Below are 26,334 nucleotides of genomic sequence, written 5' to 3'. Positions count from 1 at the left end.
ATGAGAGATCTCAAGAACGTGAGATTCCCTTATTTTAAACCTTCGTCTATTGAATCAATGAATAGCCATACTACGGCACATCACAAACAAGAAAAAGCATATGGATAAAAAACATAAAACGATGATGCCCTATCAATTTTACGCTATACTAACGGGCTGCATCATAAAATGAGCAGTAAGCATAAAAAGAAAAAATCACTTTTGGCAAGAAAAATGGACTTATTTAATAACCTTTTTAATAACCTTCATACTTCTCATAATAAAGAGATACGAAACTTTAGTGTAATATCACGCTTTTCTTTTCTACTTTCAGCCACGGACTATCCATAGATTATCGTCAATCTTATTTTTATGAATATAATGAAAAACACATAGACAAACGCCATATATGAATGCTTGTAAGAAGAAATAAACGTAAAGTCAGATACGCTATTATAACCATTGTTGTACAAAATGTTTTTAAAATTCAGAATATCACTCCAATCCATTACTAATTTATGAGTAATTTTATGGCGTCATCTACCAAGCTTTTACGTTTGCTGTTACTTGTAAATCAACACCTGCTCCTAACATGGCAATATGCTTGAGATAAAGACTAGAGCAAATGAGAACCATGTAAACAGTCCCAGCTTTTATATGCCCAATTAGAGTAAAAATATTTACGTCTGTTTGAGTAATCTTAAAAAAGCCATCATTTATTTTGAACGAAACATAAAAGCCCAAAGATAAAAACCTATTGCCATCTTTACCATCCCTTTCATTTGCCTTTACGACTTTCAAACACGCTCATAACGCTGTGTTTTAAATAATGAAAATCATGCATTGTCTTACCCTTTTACCCCTTCGTCTTTTTAGAGCATCTTTTTGCACCCCTCACTAAAAATTCCAAGGTACTTCTTATCTAAGCACCTGTTTTAAAGAGACATCGTAAGATCTATTGGGTACCACCATTTTTGACATTTATGAAGGTATGAGCCATCACTATATTATATTGTGCGCTATTACATCATATCGCCGCCGCTCTCATATTTAGAAATATGTATTTCCTTTTACAAACGGTATTATTTAGATAAATATCTTCTCTTGTAACAAACAAACAGACTCTTTTGGATTCTGAAACAGGAAATTTGAAATGAAAAAATATTCCTATATTCGAGCCTATCATTGAAATCTAAAAAATCAATATATTGGCTAATAAAACAAATATGATATCAAGACACCTTAAATAACGATCCTCATAGGCTTAACTCTATAGAAGGTGCTTTCATTACACAGTACACAGCCACCAAGCCCCTGTAAAACACCAATACTCTCATATAAAAACATAATACAAATGTAAAAAACAATAGATTATCAATGATTGAATAAAGTTTTATCTCTACGCTATTCCTTAAGAAAAATCAGAGAATAAAGCAGGTCAACAAACGCGATTTATGCAAAATTGACTTGTTTATCTTTGATATCGTCAACTAATAAACGCGGATCACGAGCAAGCCAAAGCGTAACCATACCTTTCTCACTGTTTTCATTTTGTATAGGAGTAAGACAAACCTTTTGTTCTAGAACAAGTCTCGTATTTTTAAGCCATTGTTCTATTTGTAAAGCCGAAAATCCAAAACGCGTATGTGCTTGATCAGAATATGAAGACTCAATTTCATGATAACCAAAATCCACAATCAATAAACGTCCATGAGGACGCAAAACACTTGATATCTCATGAAGGAATATTTCAGGGTTTTCAAAAAAATGTAAAACCCAATGAAGAATAACTAAATCAAAAGTTGTATCTCCAACAGACAAGTGAAAAACATTGCTATCAAGCACGACTTGAACCGCATGCGTATAAAGATTAGAAAACAATTTTAAGATAGAGTCTTCACCTCTTCCAATATTCAGCATCGTCTGAAATGGTTTATCGCCAATGATTTCAAGTAAAGCGTTTTCTACACCATGATCTGCCATATAAGATGACCGTAATACATCCCGTTGCAACGCATTTTGTAAGAAATACTTCTTCCTCGTTTTTTGACGCTGCTTTTTAACATCCTTCAAACGTTCTAAATCATGCGCTAACAACACATCATTCTTTGGCAAAGCCGAAAGAACACCCATCACAATGTCTTTACCCCAAAAATCATGACAAAGCTTAAAATAAAGGCTATCCCCCTTCTGATAACGCTCAATCAATCGTGCTTCGTACAATAAACGTAAATATCGTGATATACATGCTTGCGACTGATCAAGAATAAAAATAAAATCAGGGATTGTTAAATCTTCATGATGTAAGAGCCTAAGAACACGTAAATGGCTTACTTCTGCGACCGCTTTCAGCAGCTCAACCATTGCATCTAAACTTGCACTTTTTTTCATAATTATCCCCTCAACATTCCTATAAACATTTGTTTATAGGAAAAAAAGTCAAGTATACAACGCATATTCTCATCTATTTTGTGCTCTCTATTTTATCATACTATGAAAAAAATAGGCTAATGTAAAAAACGAACAGATCTTATCCATCTGCTTCTCGTTATAATATTCATGATAAATCAATCCAAATCATTCTCTTACAGCTCATAAACGGAGGGGACATATAGATAAAAATATCTTTTATGCCCACCTCAAAACAAAAACTGTATACCATTGAGAAAAAATAAATAACATGATGATGCCAGCTTGCATTTTTATTAAGTAAAGATGGTAATGCTCAATGACCAGAGCATTTGTAGAAGTAGTACTATACTCTTCATCTCCTCCTTTTCATTGCAATTTTACAAGCAATAACCGGTTATATATCATGATTAGAACAACCCTATTTAGGCTATAATTTCATAAAGTGTCTCTTACTCTTTTCAATGAATAAAAACTTCCACAGAGTACACACACACTTTATTTATGAAATAACAAACGCAATAAAATACACTATTATTCCAACAAAGTTGAGATAAGATAAAAAATTCTAGCGTGTAAGAGGTTTATAATTTGCATGCTTAGGATTAAGAGATTCCGCCCCAAGACGACGAACTTTATCAGCCTCATATTCAGCAAAGTTACCTTCAAACCATTCTACATGACCATCACCTTCAAAGGCTAAAATATGTGTTGCCAATCGATCAAGAAACATACGGTCATGCGATATGATAACTGCACAACCAGCGAAATTTTCCAATGCATCTTCCAATGCACCCAATGTTTCAGTATCAAGATCATTTGTCGGTTCATCAAGAAGAAGCACATTCCCCCCCTCTTTTAGAAGTTTTGCCAAATGTACGCGATTGCGCTGCCCTCCTGATAAATTTGCCACCTTCTGCTGTTGATCTGCCCCCTTGAAATTAAAAGCCCCGCAATAAGCGCGACTATTCATCTCATATTTGCCTAATTTAATAATGTCATTTCCACCAGAAATTTCCTCCCAAACAGTTTTATTCCCCACCAAGGAATCGCGATTCTGATCCACATAACTCATGTGAACTGTTTCACCGATACGTATTTGACCTGAATTGGGCTGTTCCTGTCCCGTCAACATTTTAAACAAGGTCGACTTTCCCATACCATTGGCCCCAATAACGCCGACAATGCCACCTGCAGGAAGTTTAAAAGAAAGAGAATCAATCAATACACGCTCACCATAAGCTTTAGAGAGATTATCAACTTCAATAACAACCTGTCCTAATCTTTCTCCAATAGGGATAATGATTTGCGCCTCTCCAGGACGACGCTCACGTGCTGCTTGAACCAACTCATCATAAGCCTTAATCCGAGCTTTTGACTTTGCTTGTCGCCCTTTTGGACTAGAAGCAATCCATTCTTGCTCACGTGATAAGGCACGTTGACGCGCTGCCTCTTCACGTCCTTCTTGAGCCAAACGCTTGGCTTTAACCCCCAAATAAGCAGAATAGTTCCCCTCATAAGGAATACCTCTCCCGCGATCTAACTCTAAAATCCAACCCGTTACATTGTCGAGAAAATAACGATCATGGGTTATCAAAAGCACAGCCCCAGGATATTCACGTAGATGCCTTTCAAGCCAAGCCGTCGTTTCAGCATCTAAATGGTTTGTCGGTTCATCCAAAAGTAACAAATCAGGTTTTGACAAAAGCAATTTACAAAGTGCAACACGCCGCTTCTCACCACCCGAAAGTTTTGTTACATCCCCATCGGCTGGCGGACAACCAAGAGCAGCCATAGCCATTTCCACTTGACTTTCTAAATCCCAAAGATTCTGACTATCAATAATGTCCTGAAGCCGCGCACTTTCATCAGCCGTTTCCTCGCTATAATTCATCATCAATTCGTTATAACGCTCAAGAATTTCTTGTTTATCTGCAACACCTTCCATCACATTGCCACGCACATCTTTGCTCGCATCAAGCAAAGGTTCTTGTGGTAGATATCCACAGCGAGCTCCTTCAGAAATCCATGCTTCTCCCGTATATTCCTTATCTAGCCCAGCCATAATACGTAAAATAGTTGACTTCCCTGCACCATTCGGCCCTAAAATACCGATCTTCGCATCTGGATAAAAAGACAAATGAATATTTTCTAGAACTTTTTTATTGCCGTAAGACTTGTTAAGCCCAGCCATATGATAGATAAATTGACGTGCCATAAATTTCTCTTTATATTATGCGATATTAAAGATTAGGATTTTGAAAAAACTGCTTTTGCTTTTTGAAACTGTACAGTAAATAGCACTTACGTCGTATCAAAAGCTTTCGCTTTATATTGGTACATTTTTTCTAATCTCACAAGCCCCAGTATGGTCCTGAATGCAAAAAAACATCCCCCTAAAGAGCAAAAAGCAAATCTTTTTAGCTGTACCTGAAACCTGTTATCAAACATTGCCTCTCTTTTCCATACCAGATATAACATTGTATTTTTATCGTATTAAACCGACTTATCAATGTAATATGGTACCACAAAGAAAAGCAATTCTCTATGCGCCTTCTTTTCTCGCTTTATGGGCTTTATATTACGCAGTAAAAAATCCTTCTCTTTTTTCATCAATTTTTTGCTACGGAAAGCAATGGACTTCACCCCTTGCCTTGATATGGCTTAAATTACGTTTACAAAACGACCGCCGCCTTATGGGATCTGACGTTCCAAGCCCAATGATCATGAAAGCTTTGCATCAACACGTAGCAACAAATGAATACAGTGCACTTCCCATTGGTACGTGGTTACAATTCGTAAAAAACTATAAAACCAATTGTAAAAACTTATCCATTCCCCTCTTTTGGCTTGATAATTATAAAAATAATATCAATATCCAGCATATCATTTCAAAACTTCAAGACGACATATAGCTTTTTAAAAATACGATAAAAGCTCATCTCGTATAGGAATATATTTATGGAAAAAAAAGCCTTAATCGTCATTGATGTTCAAAATGACTTCTTACTAGGTGGAGCACTTGCCGTACCACAAGGTGATGCTATTTTACCCGCCGTCAATAATCTCATAAATCATTTTGACCACGTTATCTTAACCCAAGATTGGCACCCAAAAAACCATTGCAGCTTTGCTTCCTGCTATCCTGAAAAAAAGCCCTATGATACAGTCACTCTTGACTATGGTCCTCAAATACTTTGGCCTGATCATTGCATACGAGGAACACAAGGAGCAGAATTTCATCCATCTCTTAGAGTGGAAAAGGCACAACTTATCCTTAGAAAAGGCTATAATCAAAAAATGGATAGCTATTCTGCTTTTCTTGAAAATGATCAAAAAACACCAACAGGTTTACAAGTTTATCTTAAAGAACATGGTTTTACTAAGCTCATTATGTGTGGCTTAGCAACTGATTTTTGTGTCGGATTTTCTGCTCTTCACGCTATGCAATGCGGTTTTAAAGTCAGTGTTTCATTAAATGCCTGTGCTGGTATTGATGTAAACGGATCACTAAACACTATGCTTAAAACAATGAACGAAGCCGGTATAGAACTTTTAATGGTCTCTTAAAATATCCTTCTCTAATCTACCATTATAATACACTGATTTATAAAGGATAAATTATTTTGCACATATTTAAGTAAGAGTTCAGAATATCGTAAATTCTCTCATTTCAAACCTGTTTCAAAACCATTCTCTTACACGTTACAAAGAGAATCCAATGTATGAATAGAAATCATTCAAAAAAACAGCAAAAAGGCCTCTTATGAACCATTAATGCAAAAGCTTGTCATAATATTGAAAGCTGGTAAAAAGTATAGCATCAGCTTTCTGTCTTATATTTAGGTCAAAAAGTATCCTAGAGATTGTATATTATTCCCTTCATGGGTAGTATTATGCAATAAACTCAACTTAAAAAAACGCAAATAAGCAATAAAATAGTATTTTATTTTGCATAAAAGACCTCTTTCTATTCAAAGATATGCGATAAACAAAAGTTTGAAAAAGGAAGAGATCTCCATTACTTAGATACAACATGTTTATCCAATTGACGATGCTTAAAACGAATCGAAGAATATAATGCCATTCCAATAATACAGACTCCCACAAGTCCTGTTAAAATTTCAGGAACCGATATAATCGTTTGCAGATACATAATCACTGCAAGAACTAGAATTGCATAAAAAGCACCATGCTCTAAATAACGATAATGCAATAATGTTCCTGATTCAACCAACATAATTGTCATAGAACGAACGTAAAATGCTCCGATACCAAGACCTATCGCAATAATAAAAAGGTTGTGTGAAAAGGCAAAAGCACCAACCACGCCATCGAAAGAAAAACTAGCATCAAGAACTTCTAAATAAAGAAACGCCCCTACTCCCCCGTGAGCTACTGTTGTTAAAGTCTTTTGAGGAGTATCCAAAAGATGACCGACAACTTCAACACCGATAAAGGTCAAAAGTCCATAAAGTGCTGCCAATAAAAAAGTTATTTTATTTTCTGCGTCAATCTGACCTGAAACCAATAAGATCAAAATCAAAACAATTGCAATATCAATTCCAACAAGCGCCCCAAACTTTTGAGCAGGTTTCTCTATAACATTAAGCCAATGCACTTCTTTTTCAGAATCAAAAAAATATTTTAAGCCAACCATCATAAGGAAAGTTCCTCCAAAAGCAGCAATCCCCATATGCGCATCGGTTAAAACTTCAGCATATCGATGTGGTTCCCATATCGCTAATTTGACTGCCGCAATTGGATTAATCCCAACAGCAACGACAACCACCAATAATGGAAAAACAATTCTCATCCCAAATACAGCTATCAAAATGCCCCACATAAGAAAACGACGACGCCACAATGGACTCATTCTACTAAGAACACGCGCATTGATAATAGAATTATCAAAAGATAAAGAAATTTCCAAAACTCCTAAAACAAAGCAAATAAAAAAATATTTAAGAAAACCAGTAATACTTTCCGTTTCAAACCAACCAATAACCCCTCCTAAAAAGACACCAATAATCGTGAAAAAAAAAGCAAACCCAAAATAGCGTAATAGGGCCATGATCATTCCTCAAAGTTTATTTTCTACTTCATCTAAGCACACCCAGTACCAATCCAAAGTTTGCATCTCTTTAAAGTTGCATCTATTAATGCAGAGGTGTATAGAATATATATGGTAAAGTTACATGAAAATTCTCTCAAAAAAAGCAAGAGACAAATGTAGCAACAAGGAATTTTGTTTTGAAGTGAATATCAATTGTCAATACAATAAGTGCAAGATTGCTTTCTAGCTACACAAATAAAAAAACAACAAGAAATTAAAGCTATAATATTGACATTATATCATAGAATATTAATACATAGTGTGCTTTTATTATTTAATGATTTATACCATGATGATTTACCGAGGGAGATAATTCGTGGCACGTCCTGAAACTGAATCAAAAACCATATTTGGAAAACGTTTACGTTATGTACGTCTTGCTTTAGGCGATCCATCACGTGAAACCTTAGCTAAAAGTTTTAGCATGACAAAAAATTCCATTGCTTTTTATGAGCGTGGAGAGAGAGAACCCAATCTTAGTGTCTTACAAACATACCGCACGTTATATGGTGTCAATATTAATTGGCTTTTAACTGGACAAGGAAAAATGTTTGACACCGAATATACAAAAGGTGATTTTGACTGGAATTATTTTATTAAAAAAATCGAGGGGCTGGAAGAAACTCTTGCCGATAGTGATCGTAACGAAAAACTAAATCAAGAAAAAATCGACAGTTCTTATGAAAAATTGCAGCAATATTTGTCAAGACAAGGTTTATCAAATGGTTTTAACCCTAAAACTACAACCTCTCTTATCGATATGAAAGCTAAAATGGCCAATTCTTATACCCTTAGCTTATTCATTGATTTACTCATTCGAAGCGTATCCCAAAAAGAGGTTATAGCTAATCAATAAACGTCTATTTAAAAAGAAAAAACAAGAAATGATTAAACTCTACCAGTATGGAAAAAAGTATTTTTTACTTTATCCTTGCTGGTGAAATTTTATATAATTTATAAACTTTTTTCTGTAACGACAGAAAAATATTTGCGTTGTAAATGAAAGTATAGTGTCTTTAAATTAAAAAAAATAATTTTATAGTATAAAATTCTCATTCATATCTTATTGACAATAAATTTTTTCTTGTTAAAAGAATAATAGCTCTCATAGAAATTATTTTTTAAGGTCAGAAAATTTAAGGGGAATATATTGACGACTTCCTAGAGAGACATACATTAATGTTTACAAGCGGATTAGTTAAATATTTATCCTGAAAATTATCAGCTATTTTATGAGGTGGGAAGCATGTATTTTGAGGTGTTTCAAGGAGTTCACAATCAATGGTACTGGCGTTTAATCTCAGGAGATGCACAAAAAATTGCTTTTTCTAGTAAAGGTTATCCAACAAAACAAGATATCCTAATCAATATTGAGCAAATAAAAGAAATTACACATAAGGCTCTTATTAGAGAACTACAGTCCTAACGTTCTTTACCATTAAAACAAGCGTCTATTTTGTATAATGGTATGGTAGTCACTTTTGTGATAAATGAAAAGTGATTGATTTCCCCTCAATGATAGGAAGTTCTGTATTATTTCTGACACTCACAAATAACAGTCATATTCTTACAGATTATATGTTTATTTTCAATCATACTCAAATCTCTATAGCCTTTATCAAAAAGAAAATCTTTTAAGTTTTGTATTTTTCATAAAAAATAAACGCACATGAAGAGAAGATAAATCATCAATGAGAAATATATTTACTCTACAAGATATTAATATCTTTTACGTTCATATTCCTCTTCTGTATCTGATAATCATAACTGACTTACCCATTTCATCTTCATAAAAAGCAAATATCTCTTTCTTTCTATTATCATGCAATTTTTTATACCTATTAGCTGAAACTATCGTAGCATTTATACCTTACATCTAAAAAGAACGTGCAAAATTGTTTTCAGTAATAATATAAAATTGCTGGATTGTATAGACGCGCTTTTTAATAACCAGCCTACCTATAAACTGGTTTATCATCATAAACTCTTATTTTATGATCAACGACGCTCTGTCTTATAAACTTAAATGTTGTCATAAAATCAGAGTAAACTTGAATATTCTCTTCCAATACAATCTCTCCATCAGCACCATAATTGGCTTCATTAAAGTTTATCTCTCTCGTCATTCCAATCTTCCTAACACATTTCCAAACCCTTTAATGCAAAATATGAATACAATCACTCTTTATCATCTTCAGATTTAAGCATTTTTTTATATTTCTTTTCATTTTTTTCATATTGCTTAATTTGTTTTTTCAGTTTTTCAATTGCTTGGTCACGTCTTTTAATCACCATACTTTGCTCTCTAATAGCCCTATCTCGTTCTTCAGTCATCTTCATAGAATCTCTTAAAAACTCATGCTTTATTCTTCTAGATTCCTCTTTTAAAATTTTCACTTGACTGCGATAATATAAAGAAAACCGAAATATAACCCCACTGCACAACAAAACAACAATCATTGCTCCCAATAAAATTTCGTTTACACTCATTTGGATCTCCCTTAATTGTCGCTCAAGTGATCATCTTGACCAATTTGTTTCATCCTCAATCAAAAAAAGAATGCAATAAATTGCATGTTCCAAGTGTGAACAGTCACTCTCGGCGTTCTTATTTTCTCCATTAAAGCATTGATAAATGACGCAAACAAATCTCTGAAAGCGGCTAAATCTACACTCACACCAATTATTTGCGACACGTTTATTGACACAAAATACAAAAAATAAGGAACGTCAAATAAAACTAACGACGCAATCCAATCATACAAGCCTTGCCCAAATCGTTCCTATCTTCCTTTTTTACGCCATGAGGAATGCGGCTATATATGAAAGTTTTTCATTATTACAAAAATCTTCAGTGTCACAAAGCACAGCATTTCTGTAAAATTTTTCCTTCCCACAAATCTTTATATCACCACAAACTAAAGCATCATTATAAACTCGAGCCTTTCTAAAATCACGAGTATCACCACAAAATTCAATACATTGAGCATTCAAAACTTGATCAAAAAAGACCGCATTAGCATAAACATATGCATCTCCACTCATATTCAAATAACGATAAAGTTCTTATTTTTCATAAACATGCGAACTCTTACGAACAACTAAACAACCATATGTTAATGCATTGTTATCAATAACAATATCATTATAAACACAGACTTCATTATAAACCGCAGCATCATAAAAACACATTCATCGCCATAAGGGCATTGATCGAATGTACAATTCTACCAAACAACCACCTTTGTGGATCAGATTACCTTCCTGTTTAATAAAATATCCAAGATCACTTTTTTGATATTTCCCATTTTTTTACGCATATATACGATATACCATCTGATAGTGATCTAATTTATTACAATAAAGAAGAAATCAGTATTCTTTGTCTATGCAATTTACATTTTTTCTACAGCCATTATCCTATCTCTTAAGGCTCTAAAGCTTCGTTATATTCACACACTACCTCAACGCAGAATTTTTTTTTACAAATTCTGATGTTGGGGTATATCTTGATTTATAATGCTGCTACGTATACTATCATAGTGAAATCTCATAAACATACGAGTGTGTATCGCCCTTTCTGGTATACACATTTACTTTTTCACAACCGTGGAACTAAGCAACCATTTTTATTGATTCGAATCTGAAAGTGTATGGGGACATTTTGTTATTAGTTAAAAACAACTCTATATGCTTCCTTAGCGAAGAGCTACACATGGATATTTTCACGCTCCTTGTATCATATATTCTGGATTCGCAACGCAATATTAACGCTATAGCGTAAATATGTAAAGGTCTAAAAATGACAAAGACTGAAAAAGATTGGTTCCAACGCTTAGTTGAATTAATAAAAAGTGACGGACGAACAATGATTGAAATAAGCAGAGCTGCAGGCTGTGGACAAAATTACGTCCAACAAATGATAAATGGAGGCAAGAGGCCTTCTGTAGACAAACTCATGGCTATTTTGAATACACTGGGAAATGCTAGTGCCATATATGTAATAACTGGTTTCAACATCTCCGATGAAGACTTAAAACTCATAACTTTGATTTCGTCTGGAGATAAAAAGAAGATTGAAGCCTTAAATGTTCTGTTGAATGAGCAGAATCTGTAGAATCTGTAGAATTTTCTACTTTATCCAATATCGCTTGCTTTTGAGACGTCGATAAAGACTCCCATTTCACAATAATATCAGATAAAGTTGTTTCAAATTTTTTATCATTCTTCATAGTCATACTCCATGTAGTCACACTATATAACGCTAAAGCGTTTAAAATATATCTCATACCTTAGAAAAAAATATTTGCAATAGGCAGTATGGAAGCAATTGTGTACAAACTTATTTTACAAAATCAGATGAAGTTCTATTAGTCATGCACCATGGTGAAACAGAAAGCATCACACGATCCAGACCTTCTTATGAAAATTGGTATAATCTATCAAAAACGCGAATAATGTTACGCAGATCTTGCGATTCGGACCAATAAAAACTAATGTGAAAATATCCCTGAAGACACTCCTGAACTCTATATAAGAGAACACGAAAAAGCTTTTTGAAAAAAATACATCACAATTTATTCTACATAGCACCATCTATATTTTTTTAACAATATTGCAAAGCAAGAATATAACAATGTTATAGGAATAAATTCTTATAAACAGAGCCACATTACCTAAAACTCTGTAACACGTTTACAGGTAACCTCCCCTCTAAACGCCCCTTGTAAATACTAATATAAGTCTCTATCATAAGCAAAAATGATACTATTAAAAAATAAAACGAATCACCACGCACAATCTTTGTACGTAAATTTTATACAGATTTACAACAAGAGAGAAATTCCCTTATGCAAATTATGAAGAATTATATTTTCAAAGTATGACTTTGAAGAAAAAGTATACTTTTCCAAAAAAACACCCTCCCTGCCAATAATTTTTCATAAGAGAAAAAACTCATAATAAAGATAAAACTCTCTATACGATCAATACGAGAAAAATGTTAGCAATACAAAAAAGTGCTAGGGTTACCGCAATATTGCCAATTCCTTATGAGAGTAAAATCAAAAAAGACGTCTGTTCTTCAATAATAATTCGGATCACATGAAAACTCTATAATTTAAACTTTAAGCAAAAAATACACAAAAACAGAAAATGGCATTTTAATGAATTTTCTAATATCATAGAAAATATTTCTTACAGAATAATAAAATGCTTATTACAATAGAATCTGGATGATGCAAAGCGATAGAAATAATCACTCAATTGACTTTTCAAAGAACAATTAATAAAATTCTTTTCAAAGAACACGTCACCGTCACTATGAACAATATTTCTCAAAATATCAAATAGAATTCCTTTCTTGGAAAAAAAATATCAACAAATGTTATTATCATCGTTGCCCCATGATACATATGAATGCCCATAGATCACATTCTCTTATACACTAACCTTTCATCACGATGATGCTATTCGAACGTCTAAAAGACCTTAGCATCACTTAAGAAAAAAGCAAATTTACACTAAATGTTTTTTGAGCCATTTGTTCTGAACAGGTCCAATCTTTAAAATTGGTTTTATTGAGGTCTATTTATTTGCAGAACAAGTATAAATAAACTTATCCAATGAAGCTTTTAGCCTTCTATTTTATGAAGAACACCACACAGAAAAAGTACAAAACAGTATATGAATTAAGAAAGTAAATAGCGCCCCATATCAGTTAATCCAAATGCTAAAAGGTTGCAAATGAGAGAACTCCTTTGATGAGACTAAGAAAACATACCATCATATTAAAGCGACTGAGAGAAAAAACTGCAACAAACAACGACCAAAAGCTTCTAAAACAAACAGGAAAATAAATAAAAAACAAAAAAGGTAGAATCTCAAAACTTTTATATAAGCGATCCATTTTTCTATTGGACATTTCCCTATTGGTGGGCCCGGAGGGACTCGAACCCCCAACCAAGCGGTTATGAGCCGCTGGCTCTAACCAATTGAGCTACAGGCCCCACATAGGTTGTTTCTCTCTAAACTAAAATGCCCTATGATACAAGAGCTGACAAAGATTATAACCCATCTTTTTCTCTTTTCTATTGGTTTTTTTTTCAGTGCTCTAATTTCTTTACAAAAACTCTTAAAAATGAGAGAATAATTAACTGACAAATATAAAGGTATAGATATGATAGAAAAGAAAATTCAACCACTGAAGGGTTCTCTGGTTAAAACAGTTATATTAGCATTTACACTCTTAGCCACATCGTTGACTGTACGTGCTTATGCTGAAGAAAATAAAATGAAAAATGCAACGATTACAGTGACAGCAATCGGAGAAAGTCAAGCAGCACCGGATATGGCCATTATTAATCTAGCCGTTGTTACCTATGACAAAACTGCCCAAAAGGCATTAGCTTCCAATAATCAATCCATCAATGATATTATAAACGCTTTTAAAAACAATGGCATCCAAGAAAATGATTTGCAAACATCAGGCTTATCCATTTATCAGTCGACCTCTGATAAACACCACGAAAAAAAGAATAATGAAAAACTCTATCATGTTTCAAATTCTTTAACCGTGCGCATTCGTGATCTTACCAATGCTGGTAAAATCTTTGATCAAGCGATGACACTAGGTGTTAATTCAGTTAACGGCATTACTTTTACCAACGCAGATACAAAGCCATTTTATCAAGAAGCACGTAAAAAAGCCATTACTGAAGCCATTGAAAAAGCGCAAACGATAGCGCAAGCAGCCGGTTTAAAATTAGGAAAAATTATTGAAATCAATGAAAAGGATGATTACTATCACCCAACACCACGGCTCATGAGTAGAGCAGCAGATGTAAGCTACGCAAATACAAATTTTGCAGGTGGTGAATTAAATTATAACGTGAGCGTCACTATAGTCTTTGCGATCGATTAAGTCACAAACAAGTTGTATAAAAAATCATATTACTGGCCTTCACGTAGAAGACCAGTAATATGATAAAGATAATCTTCCTCAGATAATAATTCGTCTTCGTAAATCTCTATTTGTCCGCGTGCAGAAATATGCGCTGTATGTATCGTCTGACAATCCCCTGATACCAATGGATGCCACCAATGAAGATCTTTTCCCTCATAAATTAATCTATAAGCACAACTTTCTGGAAGCCAACGCGCTGTTTTAACTATCGTAATATCTAGCGATATACAATCTGGTACAATTGATTTACGATGAGCATAATCTCGACACCTGCAAGTTTGCCCATCTAAAAGACGACAAGCAATACTGGTTGCATAAAGGTCACCCGTATCATCGTCCTCAACTTTATGGAGACAACAACGGCCACAGCCATCACAAAGGCTCTCCCACTCAGAAATGGAAATCTCTTCTAATTTTTTTACTTTCCAAAAGGGAAGTTCTTCACTCATAAACTCAGACACACCTTTTTTAATTAAGACGATCTATAAAAAATGAAACGTTTAATTTCTATAATTTCATCTATTTCTGTCTCTTAAAAAGATTCAACTCAATGTATACTTTAAACCATGTTCTTAAAAGCTATCTGAATAAAAAGAGAATATTCAAAAATAGCGCATATAAATGAACATAACCTATTGAAACATCTCTTTGTAAACTTAACGAAGAATAAAATGCGTCACCTAAAATGATAGAAAAATTCCGCAAAGAATATACATTTTTCATCAAAAAGTCCGTATGTTGCAATATAAGTTTATTCCTAATAGATCTCATTTCTTAAAAACGAGCCGCGCTATACGCAAGGTAATGTTTTTATCGTTCATTTCTTGAAAGCCCCCTACTCTCTACTCCATAACCACCCTTTGCCCTATATCTATTCTTTTGAGACAGAGAAGTATAAAGCCCCAAAGCTAAGAAAAACATTAAACATCGTAAACTTTCTAGATTGTTCAAATTCTTCCTATGTTTTTCTCAAGAAAGTATCCAAGTACAACATGAAGCACCTCCCCCCTTCATTAAGAAGAAGGAGGAAGTTATTAAAATGCACACGAATTCCTTTATTTAAGAATCGAGAAAACTGCGCAATTTTCGTGAACGGCTAGGATGTTTCAATTTACGAAGTGCCTTTGCTTCAATCTGACGAATACGCTCTCTTGTAACTGAAAATTGTTGTCCTACTTCTTCCAACGTGTGATCTGTATTCATCCCTATTCCAAAACGCATCCGCAAAACACGTTCTTCTCGCGGTGTTAATGAAGCAAGAACGCGTGTTGTCGTATCTCGCAGATTAGCTTGGATAGCAGCATCAATTGGTAATAACGCATTCCTATCCTCAATAAAATCACCCAAATGGGAATCATCTTCATCACCAACAGGCGTTTCGAGAGAAATAGGTTCTTTTGCAATTTTAAGAACTTTTCGTACTTTTTCTAACGGCATAGAAAGCTTGCTAGATAATTCTTCTGGTGTTGGTTCTCGTCCAATTTCATGGAGAATCTGACGCGAGGTACGAACAATTTTATTAATTGTTTCAATCATATGAACAGGAATACGAATTGTACGTGCCTGATCAGCAATTGAACGTGTAATAGCTTGACGAATCCACCATGTTGCATAAGTTGAAAATTTGTAGCCGCGCCGATATTCAAACTTATCCACAGCCTTCATCAAACCGATATTGCCCTCTTGAATAAGATCAAGAAACTGCAAACCACGATTGGTGTATTTTTTTGCAATTGAAATGACAAGACGCAAATTAGATTCTACCATCTCTTTTTTTGCAATTGTTGATTCGCGTTCACCTTTCTGCACCTGCATAACAATCCGACGAAATTCACCAATCGAAATAGCCGTTTCTTGCGCAAGATTTTGTATCTCACTTCGCAGTTTTTGGATTTCTTTTGCTTCACGCACCGAAAACTCTTTCCAACCAGGTGTAGGCAAAGCAGCAATATAATTCATCCAATCTGCGTCCAATTCACGCCCTTGGTATTCTTTTAAAAAGTCCTCATGGCCAATGCCATAGCTATTGGCAATCCGTTTCAGCTTACCTTCATTATGAATCAATCTCTTATTGATGTCATAAAGCTGTTCAACCAAAGCTTCGATACGATTTTGGTTTAAAGAAAGAGATTTTACTGCTTGAATCAACTCACCCTTTAATTGAATATATTTCTTCTTCTGAGAAGATGTAAGGGCCCCCTCTTTACGCTCTGCCAAACTGCTTTCAACATGCTGATCTTGTAATTTTCGTAATTTTACATAGGTTTGAGCAATAAAATCCAATGTTTCCATAACTTGAGGACAAAGTTCATTTTCCATTGCAGCAAGCGATAAGTTAACATCGTCCTCGTCCTCTTCATCATCGTCTTCAATGTTTCTCTCTCCTGCGCTCTCCCCCATATTACGTATACCAGAAGACATTTTTTCTTCTACGGTCTTATCAACTTCACTTCGCTCAATAACAGGAGCCTGCTTTGCTTCTGGACCAGCATAAGTCGTTTCAAGATCAATAATTTCACGAAGAAGAATACGCTGCTCTTTTAACTCGTCACGCCAGATAATAAGAGCCTGAAAAGTCAAAGGACTCTCACAAAGTCCCGCAATCATTGTCTCACGCCCTGCTTCAATACGCTTAGCAATGGCAATTTCGCCTTCCCGCGAAAGAAGCTCAACAGCTCCCATCTCACGCAAATACATACGCACCGGATCATCCGTACGATCTGTTACTTCGCGTTTATTCGTTGTCGTTGCAATTGCGTGGCTAGAGGCTTCTACTAAATCACCCCCCTCTACCGTAACTTCTTCTTCATAATTTTCAGACTCAACTTCATCCTCATCATCCACAACATTAACCCCCATCTCAGAGAACATCGCCAAGATATCTTCAATTTGTTCGGATGTAACCTCGTCAGAAGGAAGAACTGCATTGAGTTCATCCATTGTTACGTAACCATTTTTTTTGGCAAGTTTAATCATTTTCTTGATGGCATCATCAGAAAAATCAAGAAGAGGACTATCCAAACTCGCTTGGTTTGTTACTTCTGCATTATCTTTCTGTTTAACCTTTGTTGCCATACCATAACTCCACTCGATCACTTCACAGTTTCCATGTGACCAGTTTTTTTGTTCTCACTAAAATCTACCAATAGTTACTCATATATACTTCCTGTTAAGAGATTACCATTGGAAAGAATACATTTTGTATACGCCCTGACATCCAGACAAACTTGACATCCAGACAAAAACGCGGGAAAACTCCAGAAGTTTCCCCGACACCTCTCAGCCCTTCTGAGATAATCTCTGCACCCTATCGTAAGAACCAATTTCCCGCTTTTCCTAAAATTTACCCGCTTTTCCTAAAATTTAATTGTCATCTTTATAAAAATGTCACTCCACATAAACTTCCTCATCTAAAATTTAAGTGACTGATTCGCATTAAAAAAGCGAATCATTTTATCGTATCTTGTGTATTCCCGTCTATTTTTTCATCCAACCAACTTCCAAATCCTTCAATTAACGCTTCTGTTGCCTGCATCTGCTCCAGCTCATTTTTTACCTCACGAAGCAGATCAAAAACCTCACTCTTAGGATTTTCTACAAGTTGCTCTTCAATATCCTGTAACCTCTTATGTAGGTGGTGTTCTTGAAGATGCAAGTAGACAGCTTGTTTTAATATAGCACGCGCATCTTCTATAGGGGCTCCACCAGGAATAATACGCATACCAATATTTTGCACAAGATGTTTCATACGCTCTAACAGAGCCTTTTGCCCTCTTTTTTCTAAGAACGCAACCATCGTCTCTTTATCATGAAGCTGTTGGTCCCCAAGAATTTCCAACATAGCTTGATGAAAAATTATCAATTGAGTATTTTTTAATTCTAATTCAGAAAGAATTTCAAAATTTTCATACCACAACTCAGGATAGTAAGCTAAAGTGAGTAAAATCACTGCTTCACGCAAAGGGATAGATTGCGAAGAATTTCGTACTATTTCAGAATTTGCTAACAGAGAAAAGGTTTGATCTTTAAAGGTCCTATTTGGTGAAGATTGACCATATCGCCCTTCCCCCTTTTGTTTTGAAAAAGAGGAACGAAAAAAATCAAAAAGGCGTTTTTTTACATCTTGCAAATAATAACGACGGACATCTTCATCCTTAATCGTAAAAATTTGTTGTTTTAGTTGTTTTTCTAGCGCTGCTCGTGCCTCTGGAATTTCAAAATGCTTTCCATAGGTAGCACGCCACCATAAAAGCTCACTCAAAGGAATAGCTTTTTGCAAAAAAGAAGAAAAAAGCTGTGCTCCACCAGCACAAACAATTTCATCAGGATCTTTCCCTTGTGGCAATAAAACAAAGCGTACACAAACCCCAGCCTTTAAAAGAGGCAACACACGATCAGCAACACGAAAGGCAGCTTTTAAACCAGCATCATCACCATCAAAACACAAAATAGGTTCCTTCCCCATCTGCCATAAAAGCTCAATTTGCGCTTCCGTTAATGCTGTCCCTAAGGGTGCTACAACTCCTTCAAAACCAGCTTTAGTCAATGCAATGACATCCATATACCCCTCAACAACAAGGAGTGAATGAATTTTTTCATCGCCAACAAAGCGACTATTTTTGCGAGCTGCTGCCGCGTTATAAAGTATATTTCCTTTATGAAACAGCACTGTTTCAGGGCTATTGAGATATTTTGCTCGTGTCTCTTTCTCTAATGCACGCCCTCCGAAAGCCACCACACGTCCGCGCAAATCTTCGATAGGAAACATAATGCGATTTCTAAATCGGTCATAAGAATCCGCGCTCTCCTCATGCACTGAGAGAAGCCCACATTCTTCCATTTGCTTTATTGAAATGCCCCGTGCACTCAAAGCTTCTTTCAAAGCTGTACGCCTTACCGGTGCAAAACCAATGCGGAAACGCTCTACAAGCTCTGGTGTAACACCACGTGCATCCAGATAACGACGTGCTTGCATACCTCCTTTATCGCGTAAATTATATTGAAAAAAATCTGTGGCAATTTTCATCACATCATAAAGGTCAGCTTTTTCCAGTTGACGTTTATGACTTTGTGAATCCAAAATAGGGAGTTTCATTCCCGCAAAATCAGCCAAACGCTCTACACTTTCTGAAAAGTGCAGTCCATCAAGCTCACACAAAAAGGTAAAAATATCTCCACTTACACCACAACCAAAACAATAATAGCGCCCTTTATGATCATCACAATGAAAACTTGGCGTTTTTTCACCATGAAATGGACAACAACACCAAAAGTCTCCCCGTGAAGGCTTACTTTTTCGAGGATCAAAATCCACCCGTTGACCAATCACTGTTGAAATTGGGAGTCTCGTACGCAGTTCATTAAGGAAATCGGGCGGAAAACGCATTATCTCTCACAGAGTTTGAAAATTCTTTTTTGCATATTTAACGACTTTAGAGCATAATTCCAATACTTCCTCTTAAGCAGTTGTAAAATTTTAACCCCTCAACTGCATATATTTTTAGAAATGGAGAATAAAAAGTGATCGAATTTATTGCTCAATATCCGTGGTTAGAGGCTATTTCTTGGCTTGTTATTCTTACTATAGCTGCCCTTTTAGTGAACTTTCTAGGACGAAAATTACTTATTCACGGAGCAAAAAAACTCTCTTCTTTTCTCCCAAAAAATACAACGATCGATATTAATAATGCTATTCAATACATAGCGGATATCATTTCAGCTTTTATTCTTTCAATTGGTGTTAATTTTATCTCAACATTGCCCGATGCATTTAGCACTGTCATTGGTAATGTTGCCAACGCCTTCATTATCTTCTTTGTCGTCCTGACAATTTCTTCCTGTCTCAATGTCATTAACATCCTTTACGAACAACGACCAACAGCACGACTAAAACCAATAAAAGGTTATATTCAAATTGCTAAAATTGCACTTTTTGCTGTGGCAACAATTTTAATGGTCGCTACATTGATTGACCGCTCCCCTCTTATTCTCTTCTCCGGTCTTGGTGCAATGGCCGCGGTTCTCATGTTAATTTTTCAAGATACGCTTCTTTCTCTCGTTGCCGGTATTCAAATTTCATCCACTGATATGGTTCGTGTTGGGGATTGGATTGAAATCCCCAATCTCGGTGCCGATGGTGATGTTATTGAAATTGCCTTGCATACTGTTAAAGTTCAAAATTTCGACAACACCATCACCTCAGTTCCTATCCGCAAACTTGTGACCGACCCTTTTAAAAATTGGCGTGGAATGCAAGAATCGGGTGGAAGACGCATCAAACGCTCTCTTTTTATTGATCAATCAAGTATCCATTTTCTCACAAAAGAAGAACAAAAATATCTTTCCCGATTTAATTTATTAGAAAATTATTTCACGCAAAAAGTAGCAGAAATTGATCAATGGAATGCTCAATTAGATAAAAATCATGATATCTTAGCCAATACGCGCCGTTTAACCAACATTGGAACTTTTCGTGCTTATGTTTTTGCTTATCTACAACAGCATCTAAACATCAACCCTAATATGACCTATATGGCACGACAATTACCTCCTACAGAAAATGGTTTACCCTTAGAAATCTATTGCTTTACGAACACCACCGTTTGGATCGACTATGAACAAATTCAAGGCGATATCTTTGATCACCTCTATTCCATTCTACCCTGTTTCGGTCTAAAAGTTTTTCAAAATCCAAGCGGTTATGATTTTAATCAAGTATTAAAAGCAAAAGTGAAATAAAAACAATAAACTTCAATTTATTAATTTGAGGCAACCACATTCACAACAACAAAGAAAGAATAAAGTATCATGAATGGTTCATTGGTACTCCTTCATCTTGCCGGCGCTATTTCTTTACTTCTCTGGGCCACACGCATGGTGCGCACAGGAGTTGAACGCGCCTATGGTGACAGACTTAAATATAAAATGTGCCACGTCGTTTCAAAACCATTGTTTGCCGTAAGTTTTGGGCTTTTTACAGCAATGATTTTACAAAGCTCTACAGCAATAACACTCCTCGTTGGCTCTTTCGTTGAATCTGGTTTTGTCTCTGGGGTAGCAGGACTTATGGCTGTACGTGGAGGAGAATTAGGATCAGCAATCGTTGTAAAAATTCTCACCTATGACCTCACTCTTGTTGTACCCTTGTGTCTTTTAATTGGCACTTGTATCTTCATGACAACAGAAAAACGTGAATGGCGTCAAATAGGACGTATTGTCATCGGTATTGGTCTTTTGATTTTATCTTTAGAGATGATAAGTACCGCGACAGAACCTTTACGTGAAAGCGAAATTTTGCCTAGCATCATTCGTTATCTTTCAACCGATCCTATTTCCACTTTTTTGTTGGCTGCTGGCTTAACCTACCTCTTACATTCGTCCATTGCAGGAATCATTTTGCTGGTCAATTTTGCCAACTACGATCTTATCCATACGCAACTCTGTGTTGTCATGGTTCTTGGTGTCAACTTTGGCTCTTCTCTTATAGCACCACTTTTAACGCGCAACGCCTCTCCTAATACCCGCCTCGTTCCCTTAGGAAATTTACTCATGCGTGGGGCAGGGTCAATCCTTATACTTATCTTATTTCTCTCCTTTCACCCTCCCATCACATGGCTTGGCAATAACGCCCCTACTCAAGTGATCAACGCCCATATCATTTTTAATGTTTTCATTCTCCTTGCTGGAATACCGCTTTCAAAATGGGTTTTAAAATTAACCACTCAGATCGTGAATATAAGTGCAAAAAAAATGCAAGCCGACAAAAGGCTCAATTTATCTGATCAAACAGCTCTTGATGACAGTGTTCTTGATCGCCCAACTCTCGCCCTCTCGAATGTCATGCGTGAAGTCATTCATATTTGTGATCTTGTAGACATCATGCTAGAAAAAATTATGGGACTTTATGAAAAGCCTGATCCCAATATTATTCGTGAACTCAACCAACTCAACACCATATTGGACAAAAAACATATCGCCATCAAACTTTATCTGGCCCGATTAGCGGGACAAAAATTATCTGACGAAGAAGCTCTTCAAACGCAAGAACTTCTAGGCGCCTGTATAAAATTAGACCAAGCAGGCGATATCATTATTCATAATATGTTGATGCTGGTTAAAAAGAAACAACAAAAAGGTTTACAGTTCAGCAGCGAGGGCTGGAGTGACCTCCTTCGTTTCCACGCCATTGTACTAGCCAACGCGCATATAGCATTTAACGTTCTCGTCTCACGTGATACACACACTGCACACCTATTGGTACAAAAAAAAGATCAACTACGAAACTTAGAAAAAGAGATGAGTTTAAAACATTTTAAACGTCTGCGTGAAGGGGATCTCAAAAATGTAGAATCATCCAGTCTTCATCTCGACACTGTGCGCGACCTCAAACAAATCAACTCTCTTTTGACCTCAATGATCTACCCCATTTTAGAAGAACAGGGACTTCTTCAAAGTTCTCGTCTACGCAACCCTGCTGAAGAACAAGCAGAAAAAACTTAAACTTTTCAAATAACTTGAATAAAACACACATCACATCGATTATTCAATTTTGAATATGGTCAAAATATTGATTTAATCAAAATATCTTATTATTCGACAATTTAAATGAGCTTTCTTCATCGTAAGTTTCTTTCATTTAAAATCTATTCATGATGAATTGCTCAAAGTCATTTGCTTGCACATTACAAACAAAGCAGCATGTAGAATAGAACTCTTGAAGAAAGACGTAAAAATGCCTAACCATATCAAAGCCAAAACTGTTAAACACATAAAGAATAGGTCAAGAGTATGATAGTTCTAACTTAAACCCGCCTTTTAAAAAGGGAACCGCTTCACAGTAGCAGCGAAACAGAAATACTCTATAAGGAATACAAAACCCCACAAAAATGCAACGTTTATATCAAGATTGGTAGAGGTTCAACCTATACAGCCATGCTATAACGTGTCAACGAAACAGTTTTCATTTCAAACATCATTGATATCAATTGGCAAGCTCCAAACTTTTAAATATCCATTTTACTTATTACTTTAATCACAATTGTTTTTTTAATTTAAGAGAGAGCTTAAAAAGCTTATAAATACACTTTATGAGTTCTTAGAACATTTCTACTAATATTTTCTTCTTTTATTCAATATTTATCAATTAATTTATTTATTTATAAATTAAAATGTATTATATAATTTATACTTATTAAGTATTATATATAATATAAATGTGAGTATTATTTTAATATAAAGGAAAGTAACAAGTAAAATCTCTAACAGAAATATCCTTTCCACTGGGTAAAAAAGGAATAAACCTTGATTTTTACAAAGTTTACTCTAGTTACAATTTAAATTCAGGCAAAGGAGGGTATCATGGAAAATGCAAACATCGGCTGGATTGCAGCTATTATTATCGGCGGGATTGCCGGTTGGGCTGCACAGTATATTATGAAAAGCCAAACAGGAATATTGTTAAATATTATCTTAGGGATTATTGGCGCTGCGCTAGCAAGCTTTCTTTTTAGTCTTTTAGGTGTAAGTTTTGCTGGTTGGCTTGGCTATCTTATTTCAGGTTTTATAGGAGCCTGTATTCTTATATGGATAGGACAAAAAATTCGATCATAGAGTATTTATTTTTTACACCTTTTGGGATTCAATACAAAACTAGGAAACAACTAGCAGAGTTTGAAATATTCCCCTGTAACTTGTTGTTACCAATTTTGATATGATGGTGAGATGCTTAAGCTGCGATTTTAGGCATACACCATCACCGTATTATAAAACCAAATGCAGTAAAGAACTTTATAACGCACCATTTCATACCTATATAAACTTACGCATAGCAGGAGAGATATGTTGCGTTACTTTAACAAAATACGAATTATTTTTGTACCACGTGCGCAAATCCAGCTTATCTCACTGTAATAACAACCCATAAGGTTACAAAAATCACTAACGATGATTAAAGATTTTACCGTATAATGCTTAACACCTATACACTCTATCAACAATACCCTTTTTACCGAAAAACTCGAAGCGCTTTTTTACATTCTTAAGAAATAAGAAAGAGAAGGTAAGCACAAAATGATAAATAATTTTTCCCTAATATGTGAAATAAAATAGTATATAAAATAAATATGAAATAATATTAATGCAAACTTTATTATAAAATTACTAAACACCCTGTAATATAAAGTAATACTTCACAATTTTAATAATATAATATATTTAAACGTTTTAAAAAGTATATTCATTAATATAAACTTCTTGATTATAAAGAATACGATCTCCTTTACATCTCAATTCAAAAGTTTTGAATATCTCTTCACTTTCTAAAGTATAAAATAAAGTTTTGTTCCTCTTAAAACTTCCTCTTTATATCATCTTGCATAGATGAATTTTTAGCTCTTCTTTATATGCGTTACAAACGAATTTTAAAGTACGAAACATTTTTCCCATTGCTCTCATGCGATAAAGAAATTTCCGTAACGCATTGTGAAAGCGCCTTGAACAAAACATAATACTTTATTTTGCTTTTTTAAATGAAAATAATCCTATAATATATACTTCCTGCATATCTTCTTTTAAAGACCTTTGCTTTCGATTTTCCCTTTGATATCTTCCTGTTAAAATCTTGCTGCTTTTATACTCCTTGTATTACAATAGAGCTATCTATTTAACCCAACATAACATATGGAATAAGACTTTAGCTGTGGAGTAAAACGATGTCTGATCTTGAAGATTCCATCTTACCACCTCTAAAGTGGTTTTCTGATCAAAGTCCTCCAATACCAGAAAACGTTCGCGATTGGCTCATGGAATCGGGCTCAATGACGCTTCGATTAAAGAAATATTGTACCTGCCTCCAAGTTCAACCACAACGCGAATGTTTTATTACGCGAGATAAATTAACAGAAGAAGCAGAGCATCTCCCCGAAAGTGCGCGTTATTGGCTACGTGAAGTCATATTAATGGGAGATAATAAACCTTGGCTCCTTGGACGCACTGTAATTCCACAAGAAACCCTCCTACACAATCAAGCCTTAATGCATTTGGGAACTGTACCTCTAGGACATTATTTATTTAACAATGACAAATTAACCCGCGATTACATTCATATTGGTCAACAAGGTGCACTATGGGCACGCCGTTCCCGTTTGTGGTTAACGGGTAAGCCATTATTGCTAACTGAACTATTTTTAACAGATTCACCACTGTATCCCCACAAATAGAGGTTACTCATTTTATTCTGCATAATTTATAGATTTTATATAGCTTATAAGGGATTTAATCAGAGAAAAGAATTTCAAAATTATCTCAAGAACACATTACAAACAGAGACTTCTTTTCAAAAGATCTTTTTATTTCATAAACTCAACTTAAAAATCTCTTCCCTAGAAAAAACGTTTTAAAGTTTTGATTTTATTATCATTAAAACCAGCACTTGAATTAAAAAGATACACAACATATTGATAAAACCATCTATATTTAAATTTCTTGCTGAATAATCACCACTCTAAAATACGGAAACTTTTTATCAAAAAAATACTTTGAAACAGCAAAAAAGACAATAATACACTCCCCAAAATTGGAAATCTGTATCAATTACCTTAATCATCCTATTTTAAAATTTTTAACAGTGCTGACAATAGATCTTTTTAAAAAAGTAAAAACTCTATAATACTTTTGTTTTTTAATGGTCTAACAGCTTTGAAAAACAGAAAATATAATACATAAAAGATGTTTCATTGCTCTATGAGAGCCCAAAAAGTTTCATTGATATCAAAAAGTTATTTTTTTTATAATAGTATGTGTGTACAAATAAATGAAATTTATCAACATTCTACTGACTTACAAAGGCGACGCACAATAAAAAATATTT

The 26,334-nt window shown here is 34.9% G+C and carries 22 protein-coding genes and 1 tRNA gene; 10 read left to right on the top strand and 13 right to left on the bottom strand.

Annotation, left to right across the window (positions count from 1 at the left end):
* Positions 1-519: 519 nt before the first annotated feature.
* From ACFIK2_RS03190 to ettA, 3 genes are all read right to left on the bottom strand, one after another.
* Entirely contained in the window at positions 520-780 is a 261-nt protein-coding gene (locus ACFIK2_RS03190; RefSeq protein ID WP_375676879.1) for a hypothetical protein, read from the bottom strand.
* Positions 781-1,431: 651 nt separating this feature from the next.
* Positions 1,432-2,370, bottom strand: coding sequence for an ArsR/SmtB family transcription factor (locus tag ACFIK2_RS03185; RefSeq protein ID WP_375662074.1), 939 nt, complete (start codon positions 2,368-2,370; stop codon positions 1,432-1,434).
* 586 nt (positions 2,371-2,956) lie between these two features.
* Positions 2,957-4,606 carry an energy-dependent translational throttle protein EttA gene (ettA, locus tag ACFIK2_RS03180; RefSeq protein ID WP_375662073.1) on the bottom strand — a complete coding sequence of 550 codons (1,650 nt, stop codon included), beginning with the start codon at positions 4,604-4,606 and terminating at the stop codon, positions 2,957-2,959.
* A gap of 160 nt (positions 4,607-4,766) precedes the next feature.
* Between ettA and ACFIK2_RS03175 the strand changes: the two genes are divergently transcribed.
* Positions 4,767-5,303 carry a hypothetical protein gene (locus ACFIK2_RS03175; protein WP_375618210.1) on the top strand — a complete coding sequence of 179 codons (537 nt, stop codon included), beginning with the start codon at positions 4,767-4,769 and terminating at the stop codon, positions 5,301-5,303.
* Between the two features lie 46 nt (positions 5,304-5,349).
* Positions 5,350-5,958 carry a bifunctional nicotinamidase/pyrazinamidase gene (gene pncA / locus ACFIK2_RS03170; protein WP_375676878.1) on the top strand — a complete coding sequence of 203 codons (609 nt, stop codon included), beginning with the start codon at positions 5,350-5,352 and terminating at the stop codon, positions 5,956-5,958.
* A 451-nt stretch (positions 5,959-6,409) separates the two neighbouring features.
* On the opposite strand, the gene ACFIK2_RS03165 is transcribed toward pncA, so the two are convergent.
* Complete coding sequence (locus ACFIK2_RS03165; protein ID WP_375676877.1) at positions 6,410-7,462, bottom strand: DUF475 domain-containing protein; 1,053 nt, start codon at positions 7,460-7,462, stop codon at positions 6,410-6,412.
* Positions 7,463-7,820: 358 nt separating this feature from the next.
* On the opposite strand from ACFIK2_RS03165, the gene ACFIK2_RS03160 reads away from it, so the two are divergent.
* A complete protein-coding gene (locus tag ACFIK2_RS03160; protein WP_375611979.1) occupies positions 7,821-8,360 on the top strand; it encodes a helix-turn-helix domain-containing protein in 540 nt (179 codons plus the stop codon).
* A gap of 390 nt (positions 8,361-8,750) precedes the next feature.
* A complete protein-coding gene (locus ACFIK2_RS03155; protein WP_142416545.1) occupies positions 8,751-8,930 on the top strand; it encodes a DUF1508 domain-containing protein in 180 nt (59 codons plus the stop codon).
* 529 nt (positions 8,931-9,459) lie between these two features.
* Here the strand turns inward: ACFIK2_RS03155 and ACFIK2_RS03150 are convergent.
* The 4 genes from ACFIK2_RS03150 to ACFIK2_RS03135 form a co-directional block, all read right to left on the bottom strand.
* Positions 9,460-9,630 carry a hypothetical protein gene (locus ACFIK2_RS03150; RefSeq protein WP_375621377.1) on the bottom strand — a complete coding sequence of 57 codons (171 nt, stop codon included), beginning with the start codon at positions 9,628-9,630 and terminating at the stop codon, positions 9,460-9,462.
* A 52-nt stretch (positions 9,631-9,682) separates the two neighbouring features.
* Positions 9,683-9,994 carry a hypothetical protein gene (locus ACFIK2_RS03145; RefSeq protein WP_375613354.1) on the bottom strand — a complete coding sequence of 104 codons (312 nt, stop codon included), beginning with the start codon at positions 9,992-9,994 and terminating at the stop codon, positions 9,683-9,685.
* A gap of 306 nt (positions 9,995-10,300) precedes the next feature.
* Entirely contained in the window at positions 10,301-10,555 is a 255-nt protein-coding gene (locus ACFIK2_RS03140) for a hypothetical protein (protein WP_375676876.1), read from the bottom strand.
* A 15-nt stretch (positions 10,556-10,570) separates the two neighbouring features.
* Complete coding sequence (locus ACFIK2_RS03135) at positions 10,571-10,696, bottom strand: hypothetical protein (RefSeq protein WP_375613352.1); 126 nt, start codon at positions 10,694-10,696, stop codon at positions 10,571-10,573.
* Between the two features lie 610 nt (positions 10,697-11,306).
* On the opposite strand from ACFIK2_RS03135, the gene ACFIK2_RS03130 reads away from it, so the two are divergent.
* Entirely contained in the window at positions 11,307-11,621 is a 315-nt protein-coding gene (locus ACFIK2_RS03130; RefSeq protein WP_007347852.1) for a helix-turn-helix domain-containing protein, read from the top strand.
* Here the strand turns inward: ACFIK2_RS03130 and ACFIK2_RS03125 are convergent.
* Entirely contained in the window at positions 11,545-11,736 is a 192-nt protein-coding gene (locus tag ACFIK2_RS03125) for a hypothetical protein (RefSeq protein ID WP_375633027.1), read from the bottom strand. The genes ACFIK2_RS03130 and ACFIK2_RS03125 overlap by 77 nt on opposite strands.
* Positions 11,737-13,435: 1,699 nt before the next feature.
* A tRNA-Ile gene (locus ACFIK2_RS03120) sits at positions 13,436-13,512 on the bottom strand.
* Positions 13,513-13,682: 170 nt separating this feature from the next.
* Between ACFIK2_RS03120 and ACFIK2_RS03115 the strand changes: the two genes are divergently transcribed.
* The gene (locus ACFIK2_RS03115; protein WP_375634633.1) at positions 13,683-14,426 is read left to right on the top strand and encodes an SIMPL domain-containing protein; all 744 of its coding nucleotides are present in this window, start codon (positions 13,683-13,685) and stop codon (positions 14,424-14,426) included.
* Positions 14,427-14,455: 29 nt separating this feature from the next.
* Here ACFIK2_RS03115 and ACFIK2_RS03110 read toward each other — a convergent pair whose 3' ends face one another.
* The 3 genes from ACFIK2_RS03110 to dnaG all read right to left on the bottom strand — a co-directional run bounded on the left by ACFIK2_RS03110 (position 14,456) and on the right by dnaG (position 19,854).
* Positions 14,456-14,917, bottom strand: coding sequence for a YcgN family cysteine cluster protein (locus ACFIK2_RS03110; protein WP_375633030.1), 462 nt, complete (start codon positions 14,915-14,917; stop codon positions 14,456-14,458).
* A 610-nt stretch (positions 14,918-15,527) separates the two neighbouring features.
* Positions 15,528-17,543, bottom strand: a complete 2,016-nt coding sequence (rpoD, locus tag ACFIK2_RS03105; protein ID WP_375611971.1) for an RNA polymerase sigma factor RpoD — start codon at positions 17,541-17,543, stop codon at positions 15,528-15,530.
* A gap of 373 nt (positions 17,544-17,916) precedes the next feature.
* Positions 17,917-19,854 (bottom strand): DNA primase, encoded by a 1,938-nt coding sequence (gene dnaG, locus ACFIK2_RS03100; protein WP_375642926.1) that lies wholly within the window; start codon positions 19,852-19,854, stop codon positions 17,917-17,919.
* A gap of 134 nt (positions 19,855-19,988) precedes the next feature.
* Between dnaG and ACFIK2_RS03095 the strand changes: the two genes are divergently transcribed.
* The 4 genes from ACFIK2_RS03095 (at position 19,989) to ubiC (ending at position 25,684) form a co-directional block, all read left to right on the top strand.
* Positions 19,989-21,206, top strand: coding sequence for a mechanosensitive ion channel family protein (locus ACFIK2_RS03095; protein ID WP_375633034.1), 1,218 nt, complete (start codon positions 19,989-19,991; stop codon positions 21,204-21,206).
* Between the two features lie 69 nt (positions 21,207-21,275).
* Positions 21,276-22,967: a Na/Pi cotransporter family protein gene (locus ACFIK2_RS03090; protein ID WP_375633036.1), complete on the top strand. Its 1,692-nt coding sequence runs from the start codon at positions 21,276-21,278 to the stop codon at positions 22,965-22,967.
* Between the two features lie 858 nt (positions 22,968-23,825).
* Positions 23,826-24,077: a GlsB/YeaQ/YmgE family stress response membrane protein gene (locus tag ACFIK2_RS03085; protein WP_375611967.1), complete on the top strand. Its 252-nt coding sequence runs from the start codon at positions 23,826-23,828 to the stop codon at positions 24,075-24,077.
* A gap of 1,100 nt (positions 24,078-25,177) precedes the next feature.
* A complete protein-coding gene (ubiC, locus tag ACFIK2_RS03080) occupies positions 25,178-25,684 on the top strand; it encodes a chorismate lyase (protein ID WP_375633038.1) in 507 nt (168 codons plus the stop codon).
* Positions 25,685-26,334 lie beyond the last annotated feature (650 nt).

The sequence above is a fragment of the Bartonella sp. AP88XZML genome, from assembly GCF_042195565.1.
Lineage (GTDB): Bacteria > Pseudomonadota > Alphaproteobacteria > Rhizobiales > Rhizobiaceae > Bartonella.
The sequence above is the reverse complement of the archived record's forward strand: the minus strand, read 5'-3'. Positions and strand labels throughout refer to the sequence as shown.